Here is a 23828-nt window from a genome sequence, read left to right on the forward strand (position 1 = left end):
CTATCTCCTGTTTGTCTGCCGGTTCCCCGGGGGCCGCTCACCGAGCGGCCCCCGGAGCCTGGCGGAACTGTCCTGCGGAGAATGCCCCGCAGGAACGTACTTGGGGAATTCCCTCGCGGGAATTGCCTACTTGGCCTTCTCGAGGATCTCGACGACGCGCCAGTGCTTGGTGGCGGACAGCTTCCGGGTCTCCATCAGGAGGACGCGGTCGCCGACGCCGGCGGCGTTCTGCTCGTCGTGCGCCTTGAGCTTGTTGGTACGGCGGATGACCTTGCCGTACAGCGCGTGCTTCACGCGGTCCTCGACGGCGACGACGACGGTCTTGTCCATCTTGTCGCTGACGACCAGGCCCTCACGGGTCTTCCGTGCGTTGCGCTCAGTCTTCTGCTCAGTCACGTTGTTCTCGCTCATCAGGCGTTCTCCACCGTTTCGATGCCCAGCTCACGCTCGCGCATCAGGGTGTAGATCCGCGCGATGTCCTTGCGGACCGCCTTGAGACGGCCGTGGTTCTCGAGCTGACCGGTCGCCGCCTGGAAGCGGAGGTTGAACAGCTCTTCCTTGGCCTCGCGGAGCTTGCCCAGAAGCTCCTCGTTGCCCAGCTCGCGCAGCTCGGACGCCTTGGTACCGGCCGACATCACGCTTCACCTGCCTCGCGCTTGACGATCCGGCACTTCATCGGCAGCTTGTGGGCCGCACGGGTCAGCGCCTCACGGGCGATCTTCTCGTTGGGGTACGACAGCTCGAACATGACGCGTCCGGGCTTGACGTTGGCCACCCACCACTCGGGGGAACCCTTACCGGAACCCATGCGGGTCTCGGCGGGCTTCTTGGTGAGCGGGCGGTCCGGGTAGATGTTGATCCAGACCTTGCCGCCACGCTTGATGTGGCGGGTCATGGCGATACGAGCCGCCTCGATCTGGCGGTTCGTCACGTACGCCGGGGTCAGCGCCTGGATGCCGTACTCGCCGAACGCAACCTGCGTGCCACCCTTGGACATACCGTTGCGCTTCGGGTGGTGCTGCTTGCGGTGCTTGACCCTACGGGGGATCAGCATGTCGGTCAGGCCTCCGTTCCGGTGCTCTCAGCCGGAGCGGCAGCGGCCGGAGCCTCGGCCTTGGGGGCCTCGGCGGCGGGAGCCTGCTGCTGCTGCGGCTTGCGACCGCGCCGCTCGCCACCGCGGCCACCACGGGCCGGGCGGTCGGCACCGCCGCGCGCCGGGCGGTTGCCCGCTCGGGCGGCGGCGTTCTCGGCGCGGACCTCGGCGATGTTCTTGACGTCGCCCTTGTAGATCCAGACCTTCACACCGATGCGGCCGAAGGTCGTCTTGGCCTCGAAGAAGCCGTAGTCCACGTTCGCGCGGAGGGTGTGCAGGGGCACGCGGCCCTCGCGGTAGAACTCCGAGCGGGACATCTCGGCGCCGCCGAGGCGGCCACCGCACTGGATCTTGATGCCCTTGGCGCCGGCCTTCATCGCCGACTGCATGCTCTTGCGCATGGCCCGGCGGAAGGAGACGCGGGAGGAGAGCTGCTCGGCAACGGCCTGGGCGACCAGCTGGGCATCGGTCTCGGGGTTCTTGACCTCGAGGATGTTCAGCTGGACCTGCTTGCCCGTGAGCTTCTCGAGGTCGCCGCGGATGCGGTCGGCCTCGGCGCCACGGCGGCCGATGACGATGCCCGGACGGGCGGTGTGGATGTCCACCCGCACGCGGTCACGGGTGCGCTCGATCTCCACCTTGGAGATGCCGGCGCGCTCCATGCCGGACGTCATCATCCGACGGATGGCGACGTCTTCCTTGACGTAGTCCTTGTACAGCTTGTCGGCGTACCACCGGGACTTGAAGTCCGTGGTGACACCGAGCCGGAACCCATGCGGGTTAACCTTCTGGCCCATTACCGGGTTCCTTCCTTGCTGCTGACGACCACGGTGATGTGGCTGGTCCGCTTGCGGATCCGGTAGGCACGGCCCTGGGCGCGCGGACGGAACCGCTTCAGGGTCGGGCCCTCGTCGACGTACGCCTCGGAGACGTAGAGGCTGTCGGCGTCGGTGTGGTCGTAGTTGTGCGCGGCGTTGGCGATGGCGCTGTCCAGCACCTTGCCGACCGGCACGGAGGCTGCCTGCGGAGCGAATCGCAGAACAGCCTGGGCCTCCGTGGCGTTCATGCCACGGATGAGGTCCACCACGCGGCGGGCCTTCATGGGCGTGACGCGGATGTACCGCGCCTGGGCCCTGGCTTCCATGGTTGTCCCTTCAGTTACTTACGTGTCTGAATGCGATCCGCTGCTAGCGGCGCTTCGACTTCCGGTCTTCCTTGACGTGACCCCGGAAGGTGCGCGTCGGCGAGAACTCGCCGAGCTTGTGGCCGACCATCGACTCGGTGACGAACACCGGGATGTGGGTCTTGCCGTTGTGCACCGCGATCGTGTGGCCCAGCATCGCCGGGACGATCATGGAGCGGCGGGACCAGGTCTTGATGACGTTCTTGGTGCCTGCTTCGTTCTGGGCGTCCACCTTCTTCATCAGGTGGTCGTCGACGAAAGGCCCCTTCTTCAAGCTACGAGGCATCTCAACCCGTCCTTAGCGCTTCTTGTTCGTCTTGCGGCGGCGGACGATGTACTTGTTGCTCGCCTTCTTGGGAGAACGAGTACGACCTTCCTTCTGACCCCAGGGGCTGACCGGGTGGCGGCCACCCGAGGTCTTGCCCTCACCACCACCGTGGGGGTGGTCAACCGGGTTCATCGCCACACCGCGGACGGTCGGGCGGACGCCCAGCCAGCGCTTGCGGCCTGCCTTGCCCCAGTTGATGTTGCTCTGCTCGGCGTTGCCGACCTCGCCGACGGTGGCGCGGCAGCGCACGTCGACCAGGCGGATCTCACCGGAGGGCATGCGGAGGTGGGCCATCGAGCCCTCCTTCGCGAGCAGCTGCACGGAGGCACCGGCGGAGCGGGCGAACTTGGCGCCACCACCCGGACGGAGCTCGATCGCGTGCAGCGTCGTACCGACCGGGATGTTGCGCAGGGCCAGGTTGTTGCCCGGCTTGATGTCGGCCCCGGGACCGTTCTCGACGCGGTCGCCCTGCGACAGGCCACGCGGCGCGAGGATGTAGCGCTTCTCGCCGTCCGCGTAGTGCAGCAGCGCGATGCGCGCGGTGCGGTTCGGGTCGTACTCGATGTGCGCGACCTTCGCCGGCACGCCGTCCTTGTCGTGACGACGGAAGTCGATCACGCGGTAGGCGCGCTTGTGGCCGCCGCCCTGGTGGCGGACGGTCACACGACCGGAATTGTTACGGCCGCCCTTGCTGTGCAGGGGACGGACCAGCGACTTCTCCGGCGTGGACCGCGTGACCTCGACGAAGTCGGCGACGCTGGCGCCACGACGGCCAGGAGTCGTCGGCTTGTACTTGCGGATACCCATTGTCTCTCAGTCCTCGGAAGTGATTTCCGAAATCTGGACGATCCCGACCGCTTACGCGGTCGGACCGCCGAAGATGTCGATTCGGTCGCCCTCGGCGAGGGTCACGATCGCGCGCTTGGTCGCCGCGCGCTGGCCGAAGCCGGTGCGGGTCCGCTTGCGCTTGCCCTGGCGGTTGATCGTGTTCACGCCGGTGACCTTGACCTCGAAGACCGCCTGGACGGCCTCCTTGATCTGGGTCTTGTTGGCACGCGGGTCCACGACGAACGTGTACTTGTTCTCGTCGAGGAGCGCGTAGCTCTTCTCCGAGACGACCGGCTTGATCAGGACGTCACGGGGGTCCGTGTACGACTTGCTCAGCGGGGTCTCGACGGTGTTCTTGCCCTCGGTGGCGTGGCGGCGCGCCTTGGCGACGCGCGCGGCCTTGGCGGCCTTGGCGGCCTTCGAGGCGATGGACGGGTGACGGGTAGCCATCAGGCCTCGCTCCCTTCGGTGTCGTTGGCCTTCTGCGGGCCGGCGACGAAGGACTCGAGAGCGGCCTTGGTGAAGACCACGTCGTCCGAGACGATCACGTCGTACGTGTTCAGCTGGCCCGGCTCCAGGATGTGGACCTGGGGCAGGTTGCGGGCGGACAGCCACGCGGCCTCGTCGGAGCGCTCGGCGACCAGGAGCAGGTTCTTGCGCTCGCTGATCTTGCCGAACAGGCTCTTGGCGGCCTTCGTGGAGGGGGTCTCGCCCTCGATCACGCCGGTGACGACGTGGATGCGGTTGAGGCGGGCCCGGTCGGTGAGGGCGTGGCGCAGGGCCGCGGCCTTCATCTTCTTCGGGGTGCGCTGCGAGTAGTCGCGCGGCACGGGACCGTGCACGACGCCACCACCGGCGAACTGCGGCGCACGGGTCGAGCCCTGACGGGCGCGGCCGGTGCCCTTCTGGCGGTACGGCTTCTTGCCGCCGCCGCGGACCTCGCCACGGGTCTTGGTCTTGTGGGTGCCCTGTCGGGCAGCGGCCTGCTGGGCGACGACGACCTGGTGGATCAGCGGGATGCTGACCTTCTCAACGTCGAAGATCTCCGCGGGGAGCTCGACGGTACCGGCCTTCTCGCCAGCCGGCGAAAGGATGTCAACAGTGCTCATCGGTTACCTCAGGCCCCCTTGGCCGCGGTGCGGACCAGGACGAGGCCGCCGTTCGGACCGGGAACCGCGCCCTTGATGAGCAGCAGGCCCTTCTCCGCGTCAACGGCGTGGACGGTCAGGTTCTGGGTGGTGACCCGCTCGTTGCCCATGCGACCCGCCATGCGGAGGCCCTTGAACACACGGCCCGGGGTGGCGCAGCCACCGATGGAACCGGGCGAGCGGTGCTTGCGCTGGGTACCGTGACCGGCACCGAGGCCACCGAAGTTGTGGCGCTTCATGACACCGGCGAAGCCCTTGCCCTTGCTCTTGCCGGTGACGTCGACCTTCACGCCGGCCTCGAACACCTCGGCGGTGACTTCCTGGCCGAGGGTGTACTCGGCGGCGTCCGCCGTGCGGATCTCGACGAGGTGACGACGGGGGGTGACGTCGGCCTTCGCGAAGTGGCCCTTGAGGGGCTTGTTCACCTTGCGCGGGTCGATCTCGCCGAAGGCGAGCTGGACGGACTCGTAGCCGTCGACGTCGTTGGTACGCACCTGGGTGACGACGTTGGGGCCGGCCTTGACGACGGTGACCGGGACGACACGGTTGTTCTCGTCCCACACCTGCGTCATGCCGAGCTTCTCGCCCAGGATGCCCTTGATCTGCTTAGCCATCTCTCAGATCACCGCGCCTCAGAGCTTGATCTCGATGTCGACACCGGCCGGGAGGTCGAGTCGCATCAGAGAGTCAACGGTCTTGGGGGTCGGGTCGAGGATGTCGATCAGGCGCTTGTGCGTGCGCATCTCGAAGTGCTCGCGCGAGTCCTTGTACTTGTGCGGCGACTTGATGACGCAGTACACGTTCTTCTCAGTGGGCAGCGGCACCGGGCCCGCGACCGACGCACCAGTGCGGGTCACCGTCTCGACGATCTTCTTCGCCGAGGAGTCGATGACCTCGTGGTCGTAGGCCTTGAGCCGGATGCGGATCTTCTGTCCCGCCATGGCTACTCAGTAGTCCTGTCTCTTCTCACGCTCTGGAACCCGGTGGTCCGCGGTCTCCCTCGGTTCCCTCGGCCTCTCCGACCCACGCGGTCGGGCGTGTCGCGCTCCCGCTGACATGGATGTCCCTTGTTCGAACATCCCTGCTGGGAAAGGACACGGTCCTTCCGGAACCGCGGTCGGGAGCCTCGGGCCCACCGGATGCCTGGCCGGTGCCGCGCCCACGCTTCCCGGAAGATTCCCGTACGTCCGCCCCAGCGCTGCCACCTGGCAGTTAGGGCGACGAGTACTGTGGGACTCGCTTCCGGTCCTCCCGGCGGGAGGCGCGCAGCATCAACACTCGACCGAGCAACTCGGACAGTCTGCCACATGCGGCGGGGGGCTGGCCAATCGGGCCGAAGAGATTACCCCGGGGCGGTCCGTGAGCAAACACGGACGGCCCCGTCGCGTGCCGGAGCGGGCCGCCGGCCGCGGTTCCCGGGTCGCCGGACGGGGGTCCCGGGCTCTCGGACGGCGGGTCCCCGGTCCTCGGACGGTGGGTCGCGGGTGACTGGCCGCAGGTGATCGCCCACGGGTGATCGCCCGCGGTCGACTACTCCCGCCTGGCGACCGTGAGGATCACGGCCGCGTCCTCCAGGGCCTCGAGGCCGTGCCGGGCCGGAGGGATGACGATGAGGTCGCCGGTGCGGCCCTCCCACGCGTGCCCGCCGCTGGTGAGGCGGACGCGGCCGCGCAGCACCAGCAGGGTGGCCTCGCCGGGGCTGTCGTGGTCGGCGAGGCTGGTGCCCGCGGTGAGGGCGAGGAGGGTCTGGCGCAGGGTGTGTTCCTGCCCGCCGTGGACGGTGGTGGCGCTGCGGCCGTTGGGGGCGGCGGCGGCGCGTTCCAGGTGTTCGCGGGCCAGGGCGTCGAGGGAGAACTTCCGCATGTCCCCAGCCTCCCCGGCCGGACCGGCGGCCACCAGGGCCGTGTGGGGCACATGGCCCTGACGGCCGCACATGCCGTGCCGGCCGGTGCGGGCGGTGCGGCCGGTGCGGGCGGTGCGGCAGGTGCGAGCGGTACGGCAGGTGCGGGCGGTGCGACAGGTGCAGGCGGTGCGGGCGGTACGGCAGGTGCCAGCGGTGCGGCAGGTGCGAGCCGTGCCGCGGGCGGTGCCGGCGGTGCCGGCGGTGTGACAGGTGCCGGCGGTGCGGGCGGTACGGCAGGTGCCAGCGGTACGGCAGATGGCAGCCGGCAGGTGCCAGCGGTGCGGCAGGTGCGAGCCGTGCCGGCCGGTGCCGGCGGTGCCGGCGGTGCCGGCGGTGCCGGCGGTGCCGGCGGTGCGGGCGGTGCGGGCGGTGCGGGGCACATGGCGCGCCCGCCAGGTGCCCCGGGGCTCGGCGCGTACGCCTCAGATGAGGCCCTGCGCGAGCATGGCGTCCGCCACCCGCTCGAAGCCGGCGATGTTCGCACCGGTCACATAGTCGCCGGGGGCGCCGTAGCGGTCGGCGGTCTCGTGGCAGGTGGCGTGGATACGGGTCATGATCCGCGCCAGCTCCTCCTCCACCTGCGCCGGCTGCCACGCCGTACGGGAGGCGTTCTGCGCCATCTCCAGCGCGCTGACCGCGACCCCGCCCGCGTTCGCCGCCTTGCCGGGCCCGAACGCGACCCCGGCCTCCTGGAAGAGCTGCACGGCCTCGGGCGTGGTCGGCATGTTGGCGCCCTCGGAGACCGCCTTCACCCCGTTGCGGACGAGGACGGCCGCGTCCTTCTCGTCCAGCTCGTTCTGTGTCGCCGACGGCAGCGCGAGGTCGGCCGGGACCTCCCAGACCCGCCCGCCGGGCACGAACCGCGCGGAGCCGCCCCGCCGCTCGGCGTAGGTGCTGATCCGGCCGCGCTCGACCTCCTTGACCTGCTTGAGCAGATGGAGGTCGATGCCCTTCTCGTCGACGACGTACCCGCTGGAGTCGGAGCAGGTCAGCGGCAGCGCGCCGAGGACGAGCAGCTTCTCGACGGTGTGGAGGGCGACGTTCCCGGACCCGGAGACGACGGCCGTCTGCCCCTCCATCTCCTCCCCGCGCACCCGCAGCATGGCCTCGGCGAACAGCACGTTGCCGTACCCGGTCGCCTCCGGCCGGATCGCCGAGCCGCCCCAGCCCGTCCCCTTGCCGGTCAGCACGCCGGCCTCCCAGCGGTTGGTGATGCGCCGGTACTGCCCGAAGAGGTAGCCGATCTCACGCCCGCCGACGCCGATGTCACCGGCCGGCACGTCGGTGTGCTCGCCGAGGTGCCGCTGGAGCTCGGTCATGAACGACTGGCAGAACCGCATGACCTCGGCGTCCGACCGCCCGTGCGGGTCGAAGTCGCTGCCGCCCTTGCCGCCGCCGATCCCGAGGCCGGTGAGCGCGTTCTTGAACACCTGCTCGAAGCCGAGGAACTTGATGATCCCCAGGTTCACCGAGGGGTGGAAGCGCAGCCCGCCCTTGTACGGCCCGAGCGCGCTGTTGAACTCCACCCGGAACCCGCGGTTCACGTGCACCTGCCCGTGATCGTCCTGCCACGGCACCCGGAAGATGATCTGCCGCTCCGGTTCGCACAGCCGCTCGAGGAGACCCGGATCCGCGTACTCCGGTCGCGCCGCGAACACCGGCGACAGCGTCTCCAGCACCTCCCGCACGGCCTGGTGGAACTCGGGCTGCGCGGGATTGCGGTGCTCGATCTCGGTTCGCAGGATGTCGAGCGAGGACGACGGGGACAGCAGCGTCGGCGCGATCCTGGCTTCGGGTCGGTTCCTCACGGGGCACCTTTCTGGCACGGCGGCCACCGGCTCGCGACCGGTGCGGGGTGGTCGGCGCCCGGCGCCGTTGCCGCGCGCGGGAGCAGGGCCGCCCGGCGCCGCCTGGTCGTCCGGGAGCGCCCCGCTCAAGTGTTACTCCTGTGTAAACCCCGAGGCGAGTATGGATCCGGAGCCGCCCACCATCCGAGACCCACCCCGCCCCGCCTGGCGTACCCCGGACGGCGCAGACGTACCCCGGACGGCGCAGACGTACCCCGGACGGCGCAGACGTACCCCGGACGGCGGTAGGCGTACCCCGGACGGCCGGGGGACGGTCACCACCCGATGACCGCTCCGCGCCACGTCCGCCCCGCACCGGGCACGGCATCCCGCAAGGGACCCTTCACGTCCCGGGCGGTGCCCCATGACGGAACCGCCCCCCACATCCCGCCGACGCACCTCCCGGTGGCCAGATACATGGACATGTGCGCCTCCGGCGACTGGCCACCGAACAAGGACCGCTGAAATGGCAGGTCCTGACCGCTCCGCCTCCGCATGGCTGAACTCCGTCTACGGCGGCCTCGTCGAGCTGGCCGCGGCCCAGCCGGTGCTCGAGACGGAGGCCTCATGGCTCATGGGCTGCCGGACCGTGCCGCAGCCCGGCTGTCCCGCCACCCCCATGCTCGCGGCCTCCGTCGTCGTACCCAAGGACGGCGGTTCGCCGTTCCGCCCCGCACCGAACGCCCCCTTGGCCGATCTGGAACCGGCCGAGCCGCAGGAGGCGGCACACCGGGTGCAGGGCCAGCCGCGGAGGATCAGCGCACGGGGCTGCATGCGATCAACGGCTGCCCCGCCGTGCCCCTGCCCTGGCGGCCGTCCGACGAGGCCCCGGGCTGGTGGGCGCGCCTCACCCGCCGGTACTTCGACGTCGTCCCTCGCCAAGCTCGACACCTCGCACGTGCGAGAAGTGGTTCTCATGCGCGCGCTTCCCGGAGTCGGCACGCCACGGCGCCGGCCGCCGTGGGAGAGGGAAGCAGCGGACTTCGCCGGCGCCGTCGCCAAGGCCCGCCTGTGGCTCGACGACGCCTACCAGGGACAGGTCGACCTGGTCACGCCGACCGCCCAGGACGAGACGCGCCGGGCCTGGGTCTTCTCCTGCAACACCAAGCGTTTCCTGCAGAGCGGACAGTGGCAGGACGTCCTGCTCGACGCCACGCTGGTCGTGCCGAAGGACGACAGCGCACCCTTCGGCCTGCCGAACTCGACCCGTGGAACTGGCTCGCCCGTTGGGACACCGGTGCGTCCTTCGGGACGGCGGATCTGGAGTCCCCGCCTCCTCCCGGCCACGCCTCGTGGTTCCGGCCGACCCTCGCGGAACTGGGCGGGCGGGTTCTGTCGCTGTCCGACCACCCGGACTGGCCATCCACGATGGAGGCGCTGTCGGCACTGCCGGCCGGTGCCCGTGCGCTGGTATGGGTCCGCCGCACGGACGGCCGCGGCCGGGAGGCCGTGGGCCTTGTGGTGAACGCACTGCGGCGGCCGGAGGGCGTCGTCGTGGTCGACGGGTCGTCGGACACCGGGGTGCACCTCGATGAGACGGGTGTGACGCGGCTGCACGTCATCCGCTACCGCTGAGGGGTGGGGCGGGGTCCCGCCGCCTGCTGCACGGCCCCTTTCCTCAGCCGTTCCCGGCTCGGCGTCTGCGGGCGACGGCGAAGGCGGTGACCGCGCCGAGGACCACGACGGCTGCGGCGCCGAGGCCGATCCACAGCGTGCGGTCGCCGCCGTCCTTCCTGGCGGACGCGGCCGCTGCGGGAGCGGTCCGGTCGCCGCCCTTGGGCGCGCCGGAGCCCTTCGCCGAGGGTTCGGGTGACGCGGTGGCCGCCGCGAGGTCCGGCAGCGGGTACACGTCGGCGGGGCCAGGGTCGCCCGGGTTCTGCAGCGCGATGCGCGGACGGACGATGCCGTACCCGATGGAGTCGTTGCGCTTGGCGCCGTCGGTCGGGCCACCGATGGTGTTCAGCATGACGCGCAGGACCTGGTTGTTGGTCCAGTCGGGGTGCTTGGCCCAGATGAGCGCGGCACTGGCGGAGGCGATGGCGGTGGCGTCGCTGGTGCCGCGGGATCTGCAAAGCCCCGTTTTGCCGCCGCAGGCGTGGACCATGTCCTCTCCGGGGGCGGCAACGTCCACCTGAGCGCCGTACTCGGAGAACGAGGTGCGGCGGAGGTTCTTGCCCACTGCTGCCACGCCGACGACACCAGGCACTGCGGCGGGATACTGGACGGCGTTCCCCTTGTCTCCGTCGTTGCCCACACCCGCGAAAACGAGCGAACCATGGTCGAGTGCGTATTTCACGGCGGAATTCAGCTGCGCTGAGTGGACAGTGGTGGCCAGCGAAATATTGATCACCTTGGCGCCGGAGTCCGCTGCGTAGCGAATGGCCTTGCTCAGGTAGGACGGACCCTCGAAGGGGTTGTAATCCTGCTGGCCCGGCATGCGGACGGGAAGGATTTTCGCTCCAGGCGCGAGACCGAAGGCTCCCTTGCCGCCTCCGTATGCTCCCGTGCCGGCAATGAGACCGGCCATCCCCGTGCCGTGGCCGTCGTAGTCCGTGTGCTCGTCTCCCGAACGGCTCGAAGCCAGATCGAGTCCGTCCAGGACTCGTCCCCTGAGGTCGGGGTTGTCCGCGTCGACGCCCGAGTCGATCACCGCCACGGTGACACCCTGGCCCGTACTCGTCCGCCACATCTCCTCTGCGCGCATGGCGTCCAGGAACCACTGCTGGGAACGAGTCGAGTCGGCGTGTGCCCACGTGTTTGCACCGCCCACCAGCAGGAGACCCACGGCCAGTGAGACCGAAGTCTGTATCCACCTGTGCTTCACGCCGGTGGGTAGGTGCAACATTCCTGTTCCTCTGATTGTCAGTCGGCGGTCGGGCGTTCACTGCGGCGGTCGTCGGGCCGTTTTTCCCGCTTCTTCCGAGCACCGGCGGAGTCGGGGGACGCCACGCGGCCGCCACCTTGTCTACGTGCTTCGCTGGGGACACCGCCGGAGATGCCTCCCCGCGTCGGCGCGGAAGGTACCGGTGTGCCAGGGCGTGCCGGCGCTCTCAGCGCTCGCTGCGGAGTCCCGCCGCTGATGCCGTCACGCGGCGTGGGTGCAACGCGACCGGCACCGCCCCCTGGCGAGCGCGTGATCGGCTGCCCTGTCACACCCGTGATCGGCGGGCGTGCCACCGAACTGCGGCCGACTGCGGGCTTGCCGACGGAGGACGCGCCGGACGCCGGACCGGTGGACCGGCCAGGAACGGACGGTGCGACGACACGCCCACCCGTGATTCCCGGACCCGCTGTCCGGCCCCGCACGGGGTTCGGGTTCTGGGCCGGGACGGGACGGCCTGCAGTACCGGCGCCAGGGGCCACGTTCCGGCCCGGGGTTGGGTTCACTCCTGTGACTCCGCGACCGGGAGTGGGCCCCACAGACACCCTCCCGGTCTGGACAGGCGATCGCCCCCCACCAACTGGCCTGGCGGGACCACCTGCCCCCGGAGGCATACGCAGAGGGCCGCCCATGTTCGGCGGGATCGGCCCGCCGGCCGGCAACGGCGCCGCTGGGTCCGGGCGGGGAGTCGTGGGGATTCCACCTGTCGGCCCAGCGTGCACCTCTGGCGGTGCAGTCACGGAGTCAATGCCGACGTGAGTGGCCGGTTCGGCCGTAGGGCGGTGCAGATGTTCCGACGATGGGGTGATCGTCGGCGACTCCGACGGGAGTTGCGGGGTCGTGGCCTGCCGATGCTGAGTGCTCGAGGTCCCAGCGTGGCCGACAGTCCCCGAGTGAGAGCCTCCACCGGCTTGTTCCGTAGGCGTACCGACCGGGCGGGCCACATCGTCGGAACCCTCACGAATGGGCTGGATGGCCGCTGGCGGTGGGGGGAACTTGGGGCGTTCCAGGGTGTTCATTTGGGTGGCGGACAGGGAGTAGGACTGGGCCAGCTTGCGCATCTGGGCCGCCGCCTCCTGGCGGACCTTCTCGCGGTCGGCCTTCAGCGCGGCCAGTTCGCTCGCCGACTTCGAGCGGACCGCCGCGGCGTCCGGGTCGTTGTGCGCGGCCGTCGCCGCGTCCAGGTTCGCCCGGGCGCTCTTCGTGTCCCGCGGGATCGACGTCTGGGCCGTGGCGATCGCGCCGGACGCCTCGCCCAGCCACTTCGCCGCGCCCTCGCTGAAGTCCCCCAGCCGGTGGGTGGAGTTGGCCAGGTCACCGGCCCAGGTACGGAACGCGTCCGCGCCCTCGCCCTTCCACTCCACCCACTGCGGACGGACCTTCAGCTCCTCCGCGATCTTCCGGATCTCCTTCGCGGCCGCAATCAGCCGGTCCGCCGCGGCCTGCACCTCACCGGCGTTCGCCTGGTCCAGCCACGCCAGCATCTCCTCGTGGCTCATGCCCTCGAAGGACGTACCGCCACCGGAACCCTTGCCCGCCATCAGGCCTCCCCCGTCACCGTCGGATGCATCAGATCGTGCCGCCCGTGTCGCCCGCCGGCGGGGTCGCGGTCCGCTCGGGCTCGGCCGCCCCGCCGCCATGGCCGCCATGACCGTCACCGTGGCTCTTCTGCGGCAGTGACGGGTCGTAGCTCCCGCCGTAGTGCTTGGTCGTCTCGGCGCTGATCGACGCCATGCGGTGGCGGACGTCGGCGTCGATGTTCTGGTAGCCCTTGTGCGAGGCCATGACCGCGATGCCCATGCCCTCCATGGAGTCGGACAGCAGCTTCGACAGCGTCTCCAGCTCGCTGATCACCGTCTCGTACGCGGAGTACAGGCCCGCGGCCTCGGCCCACGAGCCGCCACCGCCACCGAACTGGTGACGGGCCAGCTGGGCCTGTCCCACCTTGCCCGGACCGGCGTCGGAGCCCTTCAGGTCGCGGATCAGGTCGTCCACGCGCTTCTGGAACTTCGTGAACGACGACATCTCCATGGCCATGTCGGCCTGGGCCCCTATGACGGCGCCCAGTGCGCCGGGCAGGCCCAACAGTCCCGAGAACAGCGACGGCGGCTCGGCCGTCGCCCCAGACCCGGCATCGCTCGGCAACACAACGTCCTCCCCCGTGCGTTCGTAAAGCGGAAGCCTCGGTGACAACTCTAGCTACGACCAGTGACAGATCTCAGTCGGGGCATGCCCTCAGGTGACAGATACGGCCAACGTCACACCCATCCAAGTGGGTTGTGCGGGACGGGACATGAGCGCTCGTACTCAGATCCGCGGTCGGGTCCCGGCCTTCGCACAGCCCAGCGTCTTCACCGTGGCGGGGAAGTAGGCCCGCATGAACCGTTCGATGTCAGCGCGGTGGCTCCGGTCCGTGAGCTTGATCTGCGGGAGCTGCAGGGTGAGGGTGAAGAACTCGCCGCCCTTGGTCTTGCAGGGGGTGGTGGCGATGGCCCCGTCGGTGCCTACAACTGCCTTGTAGGAGGCGGCGATGCGACGAGGGGCAGTGACGCCCGACACGGAGCCTGTGTTGTTGGCCAGGTATGTCAGGCTTCTGGCGTCCTCGTCCCACGAAAAGCGCAATCGAATCATTACGTCGCCATTCGACAGAACCAGGCATGGAGCTGTGATCGCCTCCACGCGATTCACACGGTCGTACTCGTTCCAATCCTCGAAAGAGGGTACGAGTGGGCGTGCAATGTTCGGATCGATAGGTGTTCCGCAAATAGCTTTCGGAATGGTCTGTTTGTTGCAGGATGCGCAACAGAGCAGGAGACAGGCCGCGAAAGCCAAGGAGCCGACTCGGTAACGTGCGCTCACTTCGGCTGCCTCCCGGATACGCCTGTGGCATGCGCCATCCCATCTTCCGCGGACCGGCCGATTTCTGTTTTTGCATCGAACGAGTCGGCGCTCATGTGATGCCTTCTCATCCACTGATCCGCGAGACCCATCAGTTGACCATTTCTCGTGTCATAGGCCTGAATATTCTGGTCCGCTTGTTTCTTGTCCAGCCTCCTCTGCTCGTCCTCCAGCCACTTGTCCGTGACGTAGTCGAAGCCCTCCTGGACGTGTTCGTTGACCAGCGGGATGTAGCCGATCGCTCTGTCGAAGAGGGGCTTGGTGGCGAAGGTGGCCGTTTTGGGGTCGCCCTGGGACTGGATGCGGGCCTCTTCCAGGAAACCGACCGTGCGGCCGGCGCGGACCAGGGGTTCCGTGGAGGTCGAGTGGTCGCCGTGGATGCCGGTGACCATGGCCTGGTTGAGGCCGCCGTTCAGGGTGCCGTAGGCGTCCTTGTCCTTGGAGATCTGTTTCGCCACCTCGAAGAGGTCGTCCTGTTTCAAGGGGGACTTCGAGATGTCGATCTCGCTCATCGAGGCGTGGACCGTCGCGCCGTGGTTGACCAGGATGCCGGCCATGGGTCCCCGCAGAGCCGGGGGGAATTCGTCGCCCTGGGCCGCCAGGTGGGTGAGGGCGGATTTGAGGACCGCCTCGTTCCGCGCGGTGTGGGGGACGTAGTGGGCGTGGGCGTTCGCGGGGTCGATTCCCGTGGTGGCCGCCTGGAGGGCCGCTCCGAGGCCCGCGCGGTTGTCCGTGTCCGGGGCCGGCGAGTAGCCGCCCGACTTGGCGTTGCCGTGTTCGTGCAGGGCGACGTTCCAGTCGCGTTCCCTGATCAGGTACTTCATATGGGCGTCGGAGTTCAGGTAGTGCGCCGCTGTGGCCGGGTCGCGGCTCATGATGCCGAGCGCTCCGTCGACCGGGTCGTTCGCGAACCAGCCGTCGCGGTGGCCGGCGTAGGTGCCCTTCAGGCGCCAGATGCCGGGGTCGGCCTTCTCCGCCGCGATCATGTCGTCGGTCAGGTTCTCGAGCATGTCGCGGCCGTAGCCGTGCCCCTGCCGCATCAGCGTGACCAGGGACTGGTAGCCCAACGCCGTGTCCAAGCGGAATCCCTGGGCCTGCGTCGCGTAGTGCTCGACGCCTGCGTGCCGCACGTCCGCCCGCCAGTGCCTGTACCAGGGTGCGTGCGTGTCCCTCGTCGCCGTCGCCAGTGTGTCGGCCAGGCCCGTCCCGAGGGTCGCGTAGGTGCGCGCGTCGTGACCGCCCTGGACGTGGACGAGGTCGTTCAGGCGGTTGGCGAGGCGGATCGTGCCCGCGGCTCCCAGGTCGTCCAGGAGGGTGCGGGAGAACGACTCGTCGTGGCGGTTGTCGCGGAAGGTCCTCTCCAGTTCCGCCAGTTGGGCGGGCGTCAGGCGGCCGCCCCGGCTCAGCTTCTCCAGCGCCCGTTCCGCGGCGCGTGCCTCGTACTTCTCGACGTCGCCCAGCGCCGCGCCGTTGAAGCCGCGGCCGCCCGCCGGTCCGTCGAAGGGCACTCCCACCGCCGCCAGGGCCAGCCGCACGCCGGTGTCGGCGTCCGTCACGTCCCTGACCGCCTTGTCGATGAGGGCCTGCCAGGACCGCGCCGCGGCCCCACCGACACCGTTGGTGGCCTCCGGGTCCGGGCTCACCACTCCGCGGTCCGACACCCGCATTCCCGCAGCTACCGCCTCCCGGCGCGCCGCCGTCAGCCCGGCCCGCAGGCCGGTGAACTGTGCGTGTGCGTCCCTCAGCAGCGAGGCGACCGCCCTGGCCTGGGTCTGCGCGGACCGGAACTCCTCCAGCGTGGCGGCGAAACGGGCGCTCGCCGCGTCGGCGCTCAGGCCGGTCCAGGTGCGGCCCATGGAGATACCGCGGACGTGGTGCCGGTACGCCTTCTCCTGCTTCCCGAACTCCGCCGCCATGCCGTCCCAGCGGTCCGCCGCGGTCGTGAGAGCGGAGAGGTCGGTGGTCATGATCTCGTGGTAGGTCGGCATTCCGCTCCTTCCCGCGGCCTGCGGCCCGCGGCCCGGGGCCCTCGGCCCGCGGCGGCCGGTGGTGTCGCCGCTCCGGTGCCCGCCGCGCGGCCGGCACCGGATGCCCGCGACGGACCGCTCCTCCGGCTCGTCACAGCCGGTCCAGCGCCGATGTCTCCCGCAGTGTGGAGCCGACCGCCAGGTCCGTGCTCGTCAGCACCCGGCCGGTGCTTCTCAGGGCGTCCTTCTCCGCGGCTAGGCGGTTCATCAGGTTCCCGACCTGGCCGGCCCAGGTGGCGTGCGCCTTGCTCAGCGCGGCGGAGGTCAGCCAGCCCTCCCCGTCCCGCGGGCCGAAGGCCCTGACCGCGGCGGCCGTCTCCTCGTCCGCCCAGTCGCCGGCCCGGCGCGTGCCCGGCTGGATGTGCTCCTCGATGGCCCTGGCGGCGGCCCGCTTCTCGGTGGGCGAGGAGGCGAGGTCCTCCGGCCGTGCGAGGCCGTCCGTGCCGTCCGTCCCGTGTCCCGTCACGCTCCCTTCAACCGGGGCGCGGCCGCGCAGGTCACGGTGCCGATCGGGTCCACGGGAGCAGGAGGGGAGGGCAGGGCCCGTGTGCGGGCATGCGAAAGGGCCCGTACGACCGGAGTCGTACGGGCCCTCTCAGGTGCTCAGCTCACGCTGGAGTCACCCGGTCAGGAAGCCGCGATCACTTGGTGATCTTGGTGACCTGGCCGGCGCCCACGGTGCGGCCACCCTCGCGGATGGCGAACTTCAGGCCCTCCTCCATGGCGACGGGCTGGATGAGCTCCACCTTCATCTCGGTGTTGTCACCCGGCATGACCATCTCGGTGCCCTCGGGGAGGGTCACGACGCCGGTCACGTCCGTCGTACGGAAGTAGAACTGCGGACGGTAGTTGTTGAAGAACGGGGTGTGGCGGCCACCCTCGTCCTTCGACAGGATGTAGGCCTGGGCCTCGAACTCGGTGTGCGGGGTGACCGAGCCCGGCTTGATGATGACCTGGCCGCGCTCGACGTCCTCGCGCTTGATGCCGCGGAGCAGCAGACCGACGTTCTCACCGGCCTGGCCCTCGTCGAGCAGCTTGCGGAACATCTCGATGCCGGTGACCGTGGTGGAGGTCTTCTCCGGCTTGATGCCGATGATGTCGACGGTCTCGTTGACCTTGAGGACACCACGCTCGATGCGGCCGGTGACGACCGTACCGCGACCGGTGATGGTGAAGACGTCCTCGATCGGCATCAGGAACGGCTTGTCGACGTCACGCTCGGGCTCCGGGATGGAGGTGTCGACGGCGTTCATGAGGTCCAGGACCGACTGGGTCCACTTCGGGTCGCCCTCGAGAGCCTTCAGGGCGGAGACCTTCACGACCGGGACGTCGTCGCCCGGGAACTCGTACTCGGAGAGGAGCTCACGGACCTCGAGCTCGACGAGCTCCAGGATCTCCTCGTCGTCCACCATGTCGGCCTTGTTCAGGGCGACGACGATGTACGGCACGCCGACCTGGCGGGCCAGGAGCACGTGCTCCTTGGTCTGCGGCATCGGACCGTCGGTCGCGGCGACCACGAGGATCGCGCCGTCCATCTGGGCGGCACCGGTGATCATGTTCTTGATGTAGTCCGCGTGACCCGGGCAGTCGACGTGGGCGTAGTGACGCGCCTCGGTCTGGTACTCGACGTGCGCGATGGAGATGGTGATACCGCGCTGGCGCTCCTCGGGAGCCTTGTCGATGTTGTCGAACGGGGTGGCCTCGTTCAGCTCCGGGTACGCGTCGTGCAGCACCTTGGTAATGGCGGCCGTGAGGGTCGTCTTACCGTGGTCGATGTGACCGATGGTGCCGATGTTGACGTGCGGCTTAGTCCGCTCGAACTTCGCCTTCGCCACTGGGGTCCTCCTGTGGAGTGGTTCTGTACGCCTTACTTCATCGGCGCCAGGTGATCTTTGCTGGATGGCCCGGATCCCCGGGGCATTCCGCCCGCGTTTGCGGTGGAATGCCCCACGAGGCTCCGGAGTCAAGCCTAAGGGCTGGAACTCGGAAGAGTTACTCGCCCTTGGCCTTCGCGATGATCTCCTCGGCGACGTTCCGCGGAACCTCGGCGTAGGAGTCGAACTGCATGGAGTAGCTGGCCCGGCCGGACGTCTTGCTGCGCAGGTCGCCGACGTAGCCGAACATCTCCGAAAGGGGCACGAGGCCCTTCACGACGCGGGCACCCGCCCGCTCCTCCATGGCCTGGATCTGGCCACGGCGGGAGTTGATGTCGCCGATGACGTCACCCATGTAGTCCTCGGGCGTGGTGACCTCGACGGCCATCATCGGCTCGAGGAGAACCGGGCTGGCCTTGCGCGCGGCCTCCTTGAAGGCCTGCGAGCCGGCGATCTTGAACGCGAGCTCGGAGGAGTCCACCTCGTGGTAGGCACCGTCGAGCAGCGTCACGCGGACGCCGGTCATCTCGTAGCCGGCGAGGATGCCGAACTGCATGGCCTCCTGGCAGCCGGCGTCGACCGAGGGGATGTACTCCTTCGGGATACGACCACCAGTGACCTGGTTGACGAACTCGTAGGAGGCGTCGCCACCCTCGATCGGCTCCACCGAGATGATGACGCGGCCGAACTGGCCGGTACCACCGGTCTGCTTCTTGTGGGTGTACTCGACCTTCTCGACCGACTTGCGGATGGTCTCGCGGTACGCGACCTGCGGCTTGCCGACGTTGGCCTCGACCTTGAACTCACGGCGCATGCGGTCGACCAGCACCTCGAGGTGCAGCTCGCCCATGCCGCCGATGATGGTCTGGCCGGTCTCCTCGTCCGAGTGGACCTGGAAGGACGGGTCCTCCTCGGCCAGGCGCTGGATCGCGACGCCGAGCTTCTCCTGGTCGCCCTTCGACTTGGGCTCGATGGCGACCTGGATGACCGGGGCCGGGAAGTCCATGGACTCCAGGATCACCGGTGCCTTGTCGTCGCACAGCGTCTCACCGGTCGTGGTCTGCTTCAGACCCATGACCGCGACGATGTCGCCGGCGCCCACCGACTCGATCTCCTCACGCTTGTTGGCGTGCATGCGGTAGATCTTGCCGATGCGCTCCTTGCGGCCCTTGACGGAGTTCAGCACGGCGGTGCCGGACTCCAGGCGGCCGGAGTACACGCGGACGAACGTGAGCTTGCCGAGGTGCGGGTCGCTCATGATCTTGAACGCCAGCGCCGACAGCGGCTCCTCGTCGGACGGCTTGCGCTTGATGACCGTCTCCGGGTCCTTGACGTCGTGGCCCTCGATGGCCTCGATGTCGACCGGGGACGGCAGGTAGCGCACGACCGCGTCGAGCAGCGGCTGGACACCCTTGTTCTTGAAGGCGGTGCCGCAGAACACGGGGGTGACCGTGGTGCCGGTGCCCTTGCCGGAGGCGATGGTGATACGGCGGATCGCCGCGTACAGCTGCTCCTCGGAGGGCTCCTCGCCCTCCAGGTACAGCTCCATCATCTCCTCGTCGTTCTCGGCGACGGCCTCGAGCAGCTTGCCGCGCCACTCCTCGGCGGCCTCGGTGTGCGTGGCCGGGATGTCGACGGTGTCGTACATCTCGCCCTTGGTGGCCTCGGCGGACCACACCAGGGCCTTCATCTTCACCAGGTCGACGACGCCCTTGAAGTCCGCCTCGGCGCCGATCGGCAGCTGCATGACCAGCGGCTGCGCGCCCAGACGGTCGGAGATCATGTCGACACAGCGGTGGAACTCGGCACCGGTGCGGTCGAGCTTGTTGACGAAGCAGATGCGCGGCACGCCGTAGCGGTCCGCCTGACGCCACACCGTCTCGGACTGGGGCTCGACGCCGGCGACGCCGTCGAACACCGTCACGGCACCGTCGAGCACGCGCAGGGAGCGCTCCACCTCGACGGTGAAGTCCACGTGCCCCGGCGTGTCGATGATGTTGATCGTGTGGTCGACGTTCTCCAGCGGCCAGTGGCAGGTGGTGGCAGCAGAGGTGATCGTGATGCCACGCTCCTGCTCCTGCTCCATCCAGTCCATGGTGGCAGCGCCGTCGTGGACCTCACCGATCTTGTAGGACACACCGGTGTAGAACAGGATCCGCTCGGTGGTGGTCGTCTTGCCCGCGTCGATGTGGGCCATGATGCCGATGTTGCGCACCCTGGCCAGGTCAAGTGAAGTGGTAGCCATAAGGCTTCAGTCTTCTCTCGGTCTCGATGGGGAAGCGACTACCAGCGGTAGTGCGCGAAGGCCTTGTTGGACTCGGCCATCTTGTGGGTGTCCTCACGCTTCTTCACAGCGGCGCCGAGGCCGTTGGAGGCGTCGAGGAGCTCGTTGAGGAGACGCTCGGTCATGGTCTTCTCGCGACGGGCGCGGGAGTAACCGACCAGCCAGCGCAGCGCCAGGGTGTTGGCGCGGCCGGGCTTGACCTCGACCGGCACCTGGTAGGTGGCGCCACCGACACGGCGGGACTTGACCTCGAGGGTCGGCTTGATGTTCTCCAGGGCGCGCTTGAGCGTGATGACCGGGTCGTTGCCGGTCTTCTCGCGCAGGCCCTCCATGGCGCCGTAGACGATGCGCTCGGCGGTGGAGCGCTTGCCGTTCAGCAGCACCTTGTTGATCAGGGAGGTCACCAGGGGGGAGCCGTAAACCGGGTCGATGATGACCGGGCGCTTCGGGGCGGGGCCCTTACGAGGCATTCTTACTTCTCCTTCTTGGCGCCGTAACGGCTGCGGGCCTGCTTGCGGTTCTTGACACCCTGGGTGTCGAGGGAGCCACGGATGATCTTGTAGCGAACACCCGGCAGGTCCTTCACACGGCCGCCGCGCACGAGCACGATGGAGTGCTCCTGCAGGTTGTGTCCCTCACCCGGAATGTAGGCCGTGACCTCGATGCCGCTGGTCAGACGCACACGCGCGACCTTACGGAGGGCCGAGTTCGGCTTCTTCGGGGTGGTCGTGAACACACGCGTGCAGACGCCCCGGCGCTGAGGGGAACCCTCGAGTGCGGGCGTCTTGTTCTTCTCGACCTTGTCCTGCCGGCCCTTGCGGACCAGCTGCTGGATCGTAGGCACTACTTCTCCGGTTTCTGTGTGCCGATGGGTACAGCTAACCTGGAACGTCGCCGACCCACGCGGTCGGGTGTGTCGAATGCCGCGGACTCCCGCCGCTAGGCAGAAAGAGGCGCGGATTACGGTGGCCGATGGCGGCTCTCGGTGCGGTGTGAAGGCACGCACGAGGGCCAGGGCACACCCCAGGCACAAGGTCTGAGCGTACCTACCTCACGGACTTCGGTCAAAACAAATGCAGTCCACCCCGACACGCCGGACTTGTCCAGGTTCAGGTTCCCCGCGTTTCCCGCGATTGTGCCCGCCACACACGGATCCGTACCGGGAATGAGCAATCCCGTCCGTTTTGCCGCGCCCGGCCCCGCCGCGTCAGTACGTTGAGCAGTCGCCGGGACCCGGCCGGGCAGGCCACGCCGGGGCGGCGCGGGCCGGGAAGCGGGGGGCCGGGAAACCGGGGGCAACCGGGGGAACCTGGGGGGCGGAGTTCGATGACGGCGGGTCGCGCGGCGGGGAAACCGGGGGACGAGGGCCTCGGTGACGGGGTGCCCTTCCTGGCCCGGCTGGAGCAGCCGGACCAGGACGCGCTGCTGGCCCTCGGCCATGAGCTGTCCTTCGCGCCGCGGGTGGTGCTCATCCATCAGAGTGAACCGTCCTCGCACGTGCTGTTCATCGTGCGCGGCTGGACCAAGGTGACGGCCGCGGCGGCCAACGGGTACGAGGCGCTGCTCGCGCTGCGCGGCCCCGGTGACGTGGTCGGCGAGTCGGCGGCGCTGACCGGGCGGCGGCGGTCGGCGACCGTGACCGCGCTGGAGCAGGTGCGCACCGTCGCCGTGCAGCGGGAACGCTTCACGGAGTTCCTGGCCGGCTCCCCCGCCGCCTCCTTCGCCCTGCTCGGCCTGGCCTCCGACCGCACCCGCGCGGCCGACCGGCGGCGGCTGGAGTTCGCCTCGATGACCGTCAAGGAACGGTTCGCCGCCCTGCTGCTGGACCTCGCCCGCAGCCACGGCCGGCGCACCGCGGAGGGCGTCGAGCTGTCCGTGCCGCTGAGCAAGCAGGAGCTGGCGGGGTCGGTGGGCGCCTCGCGGGAGGCGGTGCAGCGGCTGCTGAAGGAGCTGCGCGAGCGGGGTGTGGTCACCACCGGGCGGCGGGCGCTGGTGATCGTACGGCCGGACGTGCTGCGGCTGATCGCGCGGGCGCGGGAAGGCGAGTGACCGCTGTGCCCGCCGGGGGCCGGTGGGCCCTGTGTGCACACCGTCACAGTCCGGGTGCGTCATCCGTCCTCACGGCGCCGGCCCGCCCCGGGCCAGTCTGCTGCCCCGGCCGCGCCCCGCGCGGCACCTCGGGCACGACAGCACGACAGCACGACACCCGCACACACGAACCAGCGAGCCGTGGAAAGGCGAAGATGACCGACCCCGTGAGCCGGACGATCCTCCTGCTCGACATCGAGAAGTACAGCGACCGCGACGACGTCGCGCAGGGCTTCCTGCGCCGCAAGCTCTACGAGATCGCCGACCTCGCGCTGGAGGCCGCGGGCATCGAGGAGACGCGGCGGTTACGGGCGGACCGGGGCGACTCGGTGATGGAGCTGATCGACGCGGGCGCCTCCGTACGGGCGCTGCTGCGGGCGCTGCTGACCGAGGTGCCGGCGCAGCTGCACGAGTACAACCGGATGGCCTCCAGCACGGCGCAGATCCGGCTGCGGGGTGTGGTCGCCAACGGTTACGTCGCCGTGGACGGGCACGGCGGCTGGGTCGGCTCCGACCTGAACCACGCCTGCCGGCTGCTCGACGCCCAGCTGCTGCGCGAGGCGCTGCGGGCCCGCCCGGACGGGTTCGCGCTGTGCGTGTCGGAGGGCGTGCACGCGGGCATCGTGCGCCACGACCACGCCGGCGTGCCCGCCGCCGACTTCCACCCGGTGACGGTGGCGAGCAAGAACGGCCCACTGCGCGCCTGGCTCCACGGCCCGGTACCGCCGGGCCGCGACGACCGCGCGGACCGAGGGGACAGCGGGGACGCAGGGGCGGGGCGGGCCGCGGTGCCGGGGCCGGGGCCGTCGGGGGGCGGCCCGGCGGCGGGGGCACCGGGGGTCGCGCCCGGCTCCTCGGGGGGCGGCTCGGCAGCGGGGGCGGGGGACGGAGCGGAGACGGCCGCGGGGGCCGGTGCGTCGGGGGAGGCGGCCGGGGCGCAGGCACCCCTGCCCGCCGCCTCCGGGGAGGCGGCCGGGGCGCCGGGCCGGGCGGAGGCCGGGCGTGTCGCCTCCGGCGGAGCGGACCGGCCGGCATCCACCGAGGGCGGTGACGCCGCCGCAAGGGGCGGTGACGCCGACGGTGGCCGGGGCCGCGCCGCCGCAAGGGGCGGTGACGCCGACGCGGGGGGCGCTGACGCCGACGGCGGGCGTGGGCGTGCGGCTGCCGGGGTGGTGTTCAACTTCGGGAGCGGGGCGCCGCGGTTCGGGGGCAGCCTGGTGGCCGGTGATCAGCACGGTGTGTCCGGCGGGCAGGTCACCGGCGACGTACGGCTCGGCGGTACGGCCGGTACGGCCGGTACGGCCGGTACGGCCGGGGAGGGCGCGTGACGGCGCCCGGGGCCGGGCCCGAGGGGATGCCCGGTGGCGCGCCCGGCGCCGGCGCCCCGCCGGAACCCGGCGGCGCGTACGGCACGTCCCCCGCGTCGTCCACGTCCCCCGCGTCCCC

25 protein-coding genes are annotated in these 23828 nt (G+C 69.9%); 3 read left to right on the plus strand and 22 right to left on the minus strand.

What is annotated here, in order from left to right:
* Positions 1-126 precede the first annotated feature (126 nt).
* From rpsQ to gdhA, 13 genes are all read right to left on the minus strand, one after another.
* Positions 127-411, minus strand: coding sequence for a 30S ribosomal protein S17 (rpsQ, locus tag ACI2LW_RS02855; protein WP_256525445.1), 285 nt, complete (start codon positions 409-411; stop codon positions 127-129).
* Entirely contained in the window at positions 411-635 is a 225-nt protein-coding gene (gene rpmC / locus ACI2LW_RS02860; RefSeq protein ID WP_018564811.1) for a 50S ribosomal protein L29, read from the minus strand. Before rpmC ends, rpsQ begins: the two co-directional genes overlap by 1 nt.
* Positions 635-1054 carry a 50S ribosomal protein L16 gene (rplP, locus tag ACI2LW_RS02865; RefSeq protein ID WP_029380975.1) on the minus strand — a complete coding sequence of 140 codons (420 nt, stop codon included), beginning with the start codon at positions 1052-1054 and terminating at the stop codon, positions 635-637. Before rplP ends, rpmC begins: the two co-directional genes overlap by 1 nt.
* A gap of 5 nt (positions 1055-1059) precedes the next feature.
* Entirely contained in the window at positions 1060-1890 is an 831-nt protein-coding gene (gene rpsC, locus ACI2LW_RS02870; RefSeq protein WP_028420771.1) for a 30S ribosomal protein S3, read from the minus strand.
* Positions 1890-2237 carry a 50S ribosomal protein L22 gene (rplV, locus tag ACI2LW_RS02875; RefSeq protein ID WP_351890877.1) on the minus strand — a complete coding sequence of 116 codons (348 nt, stop codon included), beginning with the start codon at positions 2235-2237 and terminating at the stop codon, positions 1890-1892. Before rplV ends, rpsC begins: the two co-directional genes overlap by 1 nt.
* Positions 2238-2280: 43 nt before the next feature.
* On the minus strand, positions 2281-2562 hold the full coding sequence (gene rpsS / locus ACI2LW_RS02880; RefSeq protein WP_006130777.1) for a 30S ribosomal protein S19: 282 nt from the start codon (positions 2560-2562) through the stop codon (positions 2281-2283).
* A 12-nt stretch (positions 2563-2574) separates the two neighbouring features.
* A complete protein-coding gene (gene rplB / locus ACI2LW_RS02885; protein WP_361285554.1) occupies positions 2575-3411 on the minus strand; it encodes a 50S ribosomal protein L2 in 837 nt (278 codons plus the stop codon).
* Positions 3412-3462: 51 nt separating this feature from the next.
* On the minus strand, positions 3463-3882 hold the full coding sequence (gene rplW, locus ACI2LW_RS02890; protein WP_404729304.1) for a 50S ribosomal protein L23: 420 nt from the start codon (positions 3880-3882) through the stop codon (positions 3463-3465).
* Positions 3882-4541: a 50S ribosomal protein L4 gene (gene rplD / locus ACI2LW_RS02895; RefSeq protein ID WP_404729305.1), complete on the minus strand. Its 660-nt coding sequence runs from the start codon at positions 4539-4541 to the stop codon at positions 3882-3884. The genes rplW and rplD overlap by 1 nt, the downstream gene beginning before the upstream one ends.
* A gap of 8 nt (positions 4542-4549) precedes the next feature.
* Positions 4550-5194 (minus strand): 50S ribosomal protein L3, encoded by a 645-nt coding sequence (gene rplC / locus ACI2LW_RS02900; protein WP_404729306.1) that lies wholly within the window; start codon positions 5192-5194, stop codon positions 4550-4552.
* Positions 5195-5212: 18 nt separating this feature from the next.
* Positions 5213-5521, minus strand: coding sequence for a 30S ribosomal protein S10 (gene rpsJ, locus ACI2LW_RS02905; RefSeq protein ID WP_003948644.1), 309 nt, complete (start codon positions 5519-5521; stop codon positions 5213-5215).
* Between the two features lie 589 nt (positions 5522-6110).
* On the minus strand, positions 6111-6443 hold the full coding sequence (locus tag ACI2LW_RS02910) for a cupin domain-containing protein (protein WP_404729516.1): 333 nt from the start codon (positions 6441-6443) through the stop codon (positions 6111-6113).
* Between the two features lie 462 nt (positions 6444-6905).
* Positions 6906-8267 (minus strand): NADP-specific glutamate dehydrogenase, encoded by a 1362-nt coding sequence (gdhA, locus tag ACI2LW_RS02915; protein ID WP_404729517.1) that lies wholly within the window; start codon positions 8265-8267, stop codon positions 6906-6908.
* A 979-nt stretch (positions 8268-9246) separates the two neighbouring features.
* Here gdhA and ACI2LW_RS02920 point away from each other — a divergent pair.
* Positions 9247-9795, plus strand: a complete 549-nt coding sequence (locus tag ACI2LW_RS02920; protein ID WP_404729518.1) for a YrhB domain-containing protein — start codon at positions 9247-9249, stop codon at positions 9793-9795.
* A gap of 153 nt (positions 9796-9948) precedes the next feature.
* On the opposite strand, the gene mycP is transcribed toward ACI2LW_RS02920, so the two are convergent.
* From mycP to rpsL, 9 genes are all read right to left on the minus strand, one after another.
* Positions 9949-11175, minus strand: a complete 1227-nt coding sequence (gene mycP, locus ACI2LW_RS02925) for a type VII secretion-associated serine protease mycosin (RefSeq protein WP_404729307.1) — start codon at positions 11173-11175, stop codon at positions 9949-9951.
* Between the two features lie 1605 nt (positions 11176-12780).
* A complete protein-coding gene (locus ACI2LW_RS02930) occupies positions 12781-13356 on the minus strand; it encodes a hypothetical protein (protein ID WP_404729308.1) in 576 nt (191 codons plus the stop codon).
* Between the two features lie 162 nt (positions 13357-13518).
* Complete coding sequence (locus ACI2LW_RS02935; RefSeq protein ID WP_404729309.1) at positions 13519-13770, minus strand: hypothetical protein; 252 nt, start codon at positions 13768-13770, stop codon at positions 13519-13521.
* Between the two features lie 296 nt (positions 13771-14066).
* A complete protein-coding gene (locus ACI2LW_RS02940) occupies positions 14067-16097 on the minus strand; it encodes a hypothetical protein (RefSeq protein WP_404729310.1) in 2031 nt (676 codons plus the stop codon).
* 130 nt (positions 16098-16227) lie between these two features.
* A complete protein-coding gene (locus ACI2LW_RS02945; protein WP_404729311.1) occupies positions 16228-16602 on the minus strand; it encodes a hypothetical protein in 375 nt (124 codons plus the stop codon).
* A 175-nt stretch (positions 16603-16777) separates the two neighbouring features.
* Positions 16778-17971, minus strand: coding sequence for an elongation factor Tu (gene tuf / locus ACI2LW_RS02950; protein WP_404729312.1), 1194 nt, complete (start codon positions 17969-17971; stop codon positions 16778-16780).
* Between the two features lie 157 nt (positions 17972-18128).
* Entirely contained in the window at positions 18129-20255 is a 2127-nt protein-coding gene (gene fusA / locus ACI2LW_RS02955) for an elongation factor G (RefSeq protein WP_404729313.1), read from the minus strand.
* A gap of 38 nt (positions 20256-20293) precedes the next feature.
* Positions 20294-20764, minus strand: a complete 471-nt coding sequence (gene rpsG, locus ACI2LW_RS02960) for a 30S ribosomal protein S7 (RefSeq protein ID WP_003998848.1) — start codon at positions 20762-20764, stop codon at positions 20294-20296.
* Positions 20765-20766: 2 nt separating this feature from the next.
* Complete coding sequence (rpsL, locus tag ACI2LW_RS02965) at positions 20767-21138, minus strand: 30S ribosomal protein S12 (RefSeq protein WP_003948652.1); 372 nt, start codon at positions 21136-21138, stop codon at positions 20767-20769.
* A gap of 482 nt (positions 21139-21620) precedes the next feature.
* Here rpsL and ACI2LW_RS02970 point away from each other — a divergent pair, with 482 nt between their 5' ends.
* Positions 21621-22343 (plus strand): Crp/Fnr family transcriptional regulator, encoded by a 723-nt coding sequence (locus ACI2LW_RS02970; RefSeq protein WP_404729314.1) that lies wholly within the window; start codon positions 21621-21623, stop codon positions 22341-22343.
* Positions 22344-22537: 194 nt separating this feature from the next.
* Positions 22538-23710 carry a hypothetical protein gene (locus tag ACI2LW_RS02975; RefSeq protein ID WP_404729315.1) on the plus strand — a complete coding sequence of 391 codons (1173 nt, stop codon included), beginning with the start codon at positions 22538-22540 and terminating at the stop codon, positions 23708-23710.
* Positions 23711-23828 lie beyond the last annotated feature (118 nt).

The organism is Streptomyces sp. NPDC004065 (genome assembly GCF_044903565.1).
GTDB lineage: Bacteria > Actinomycetota > Actinomycetes > Streptomycetales > Streptomycetaceae > Streptomyces.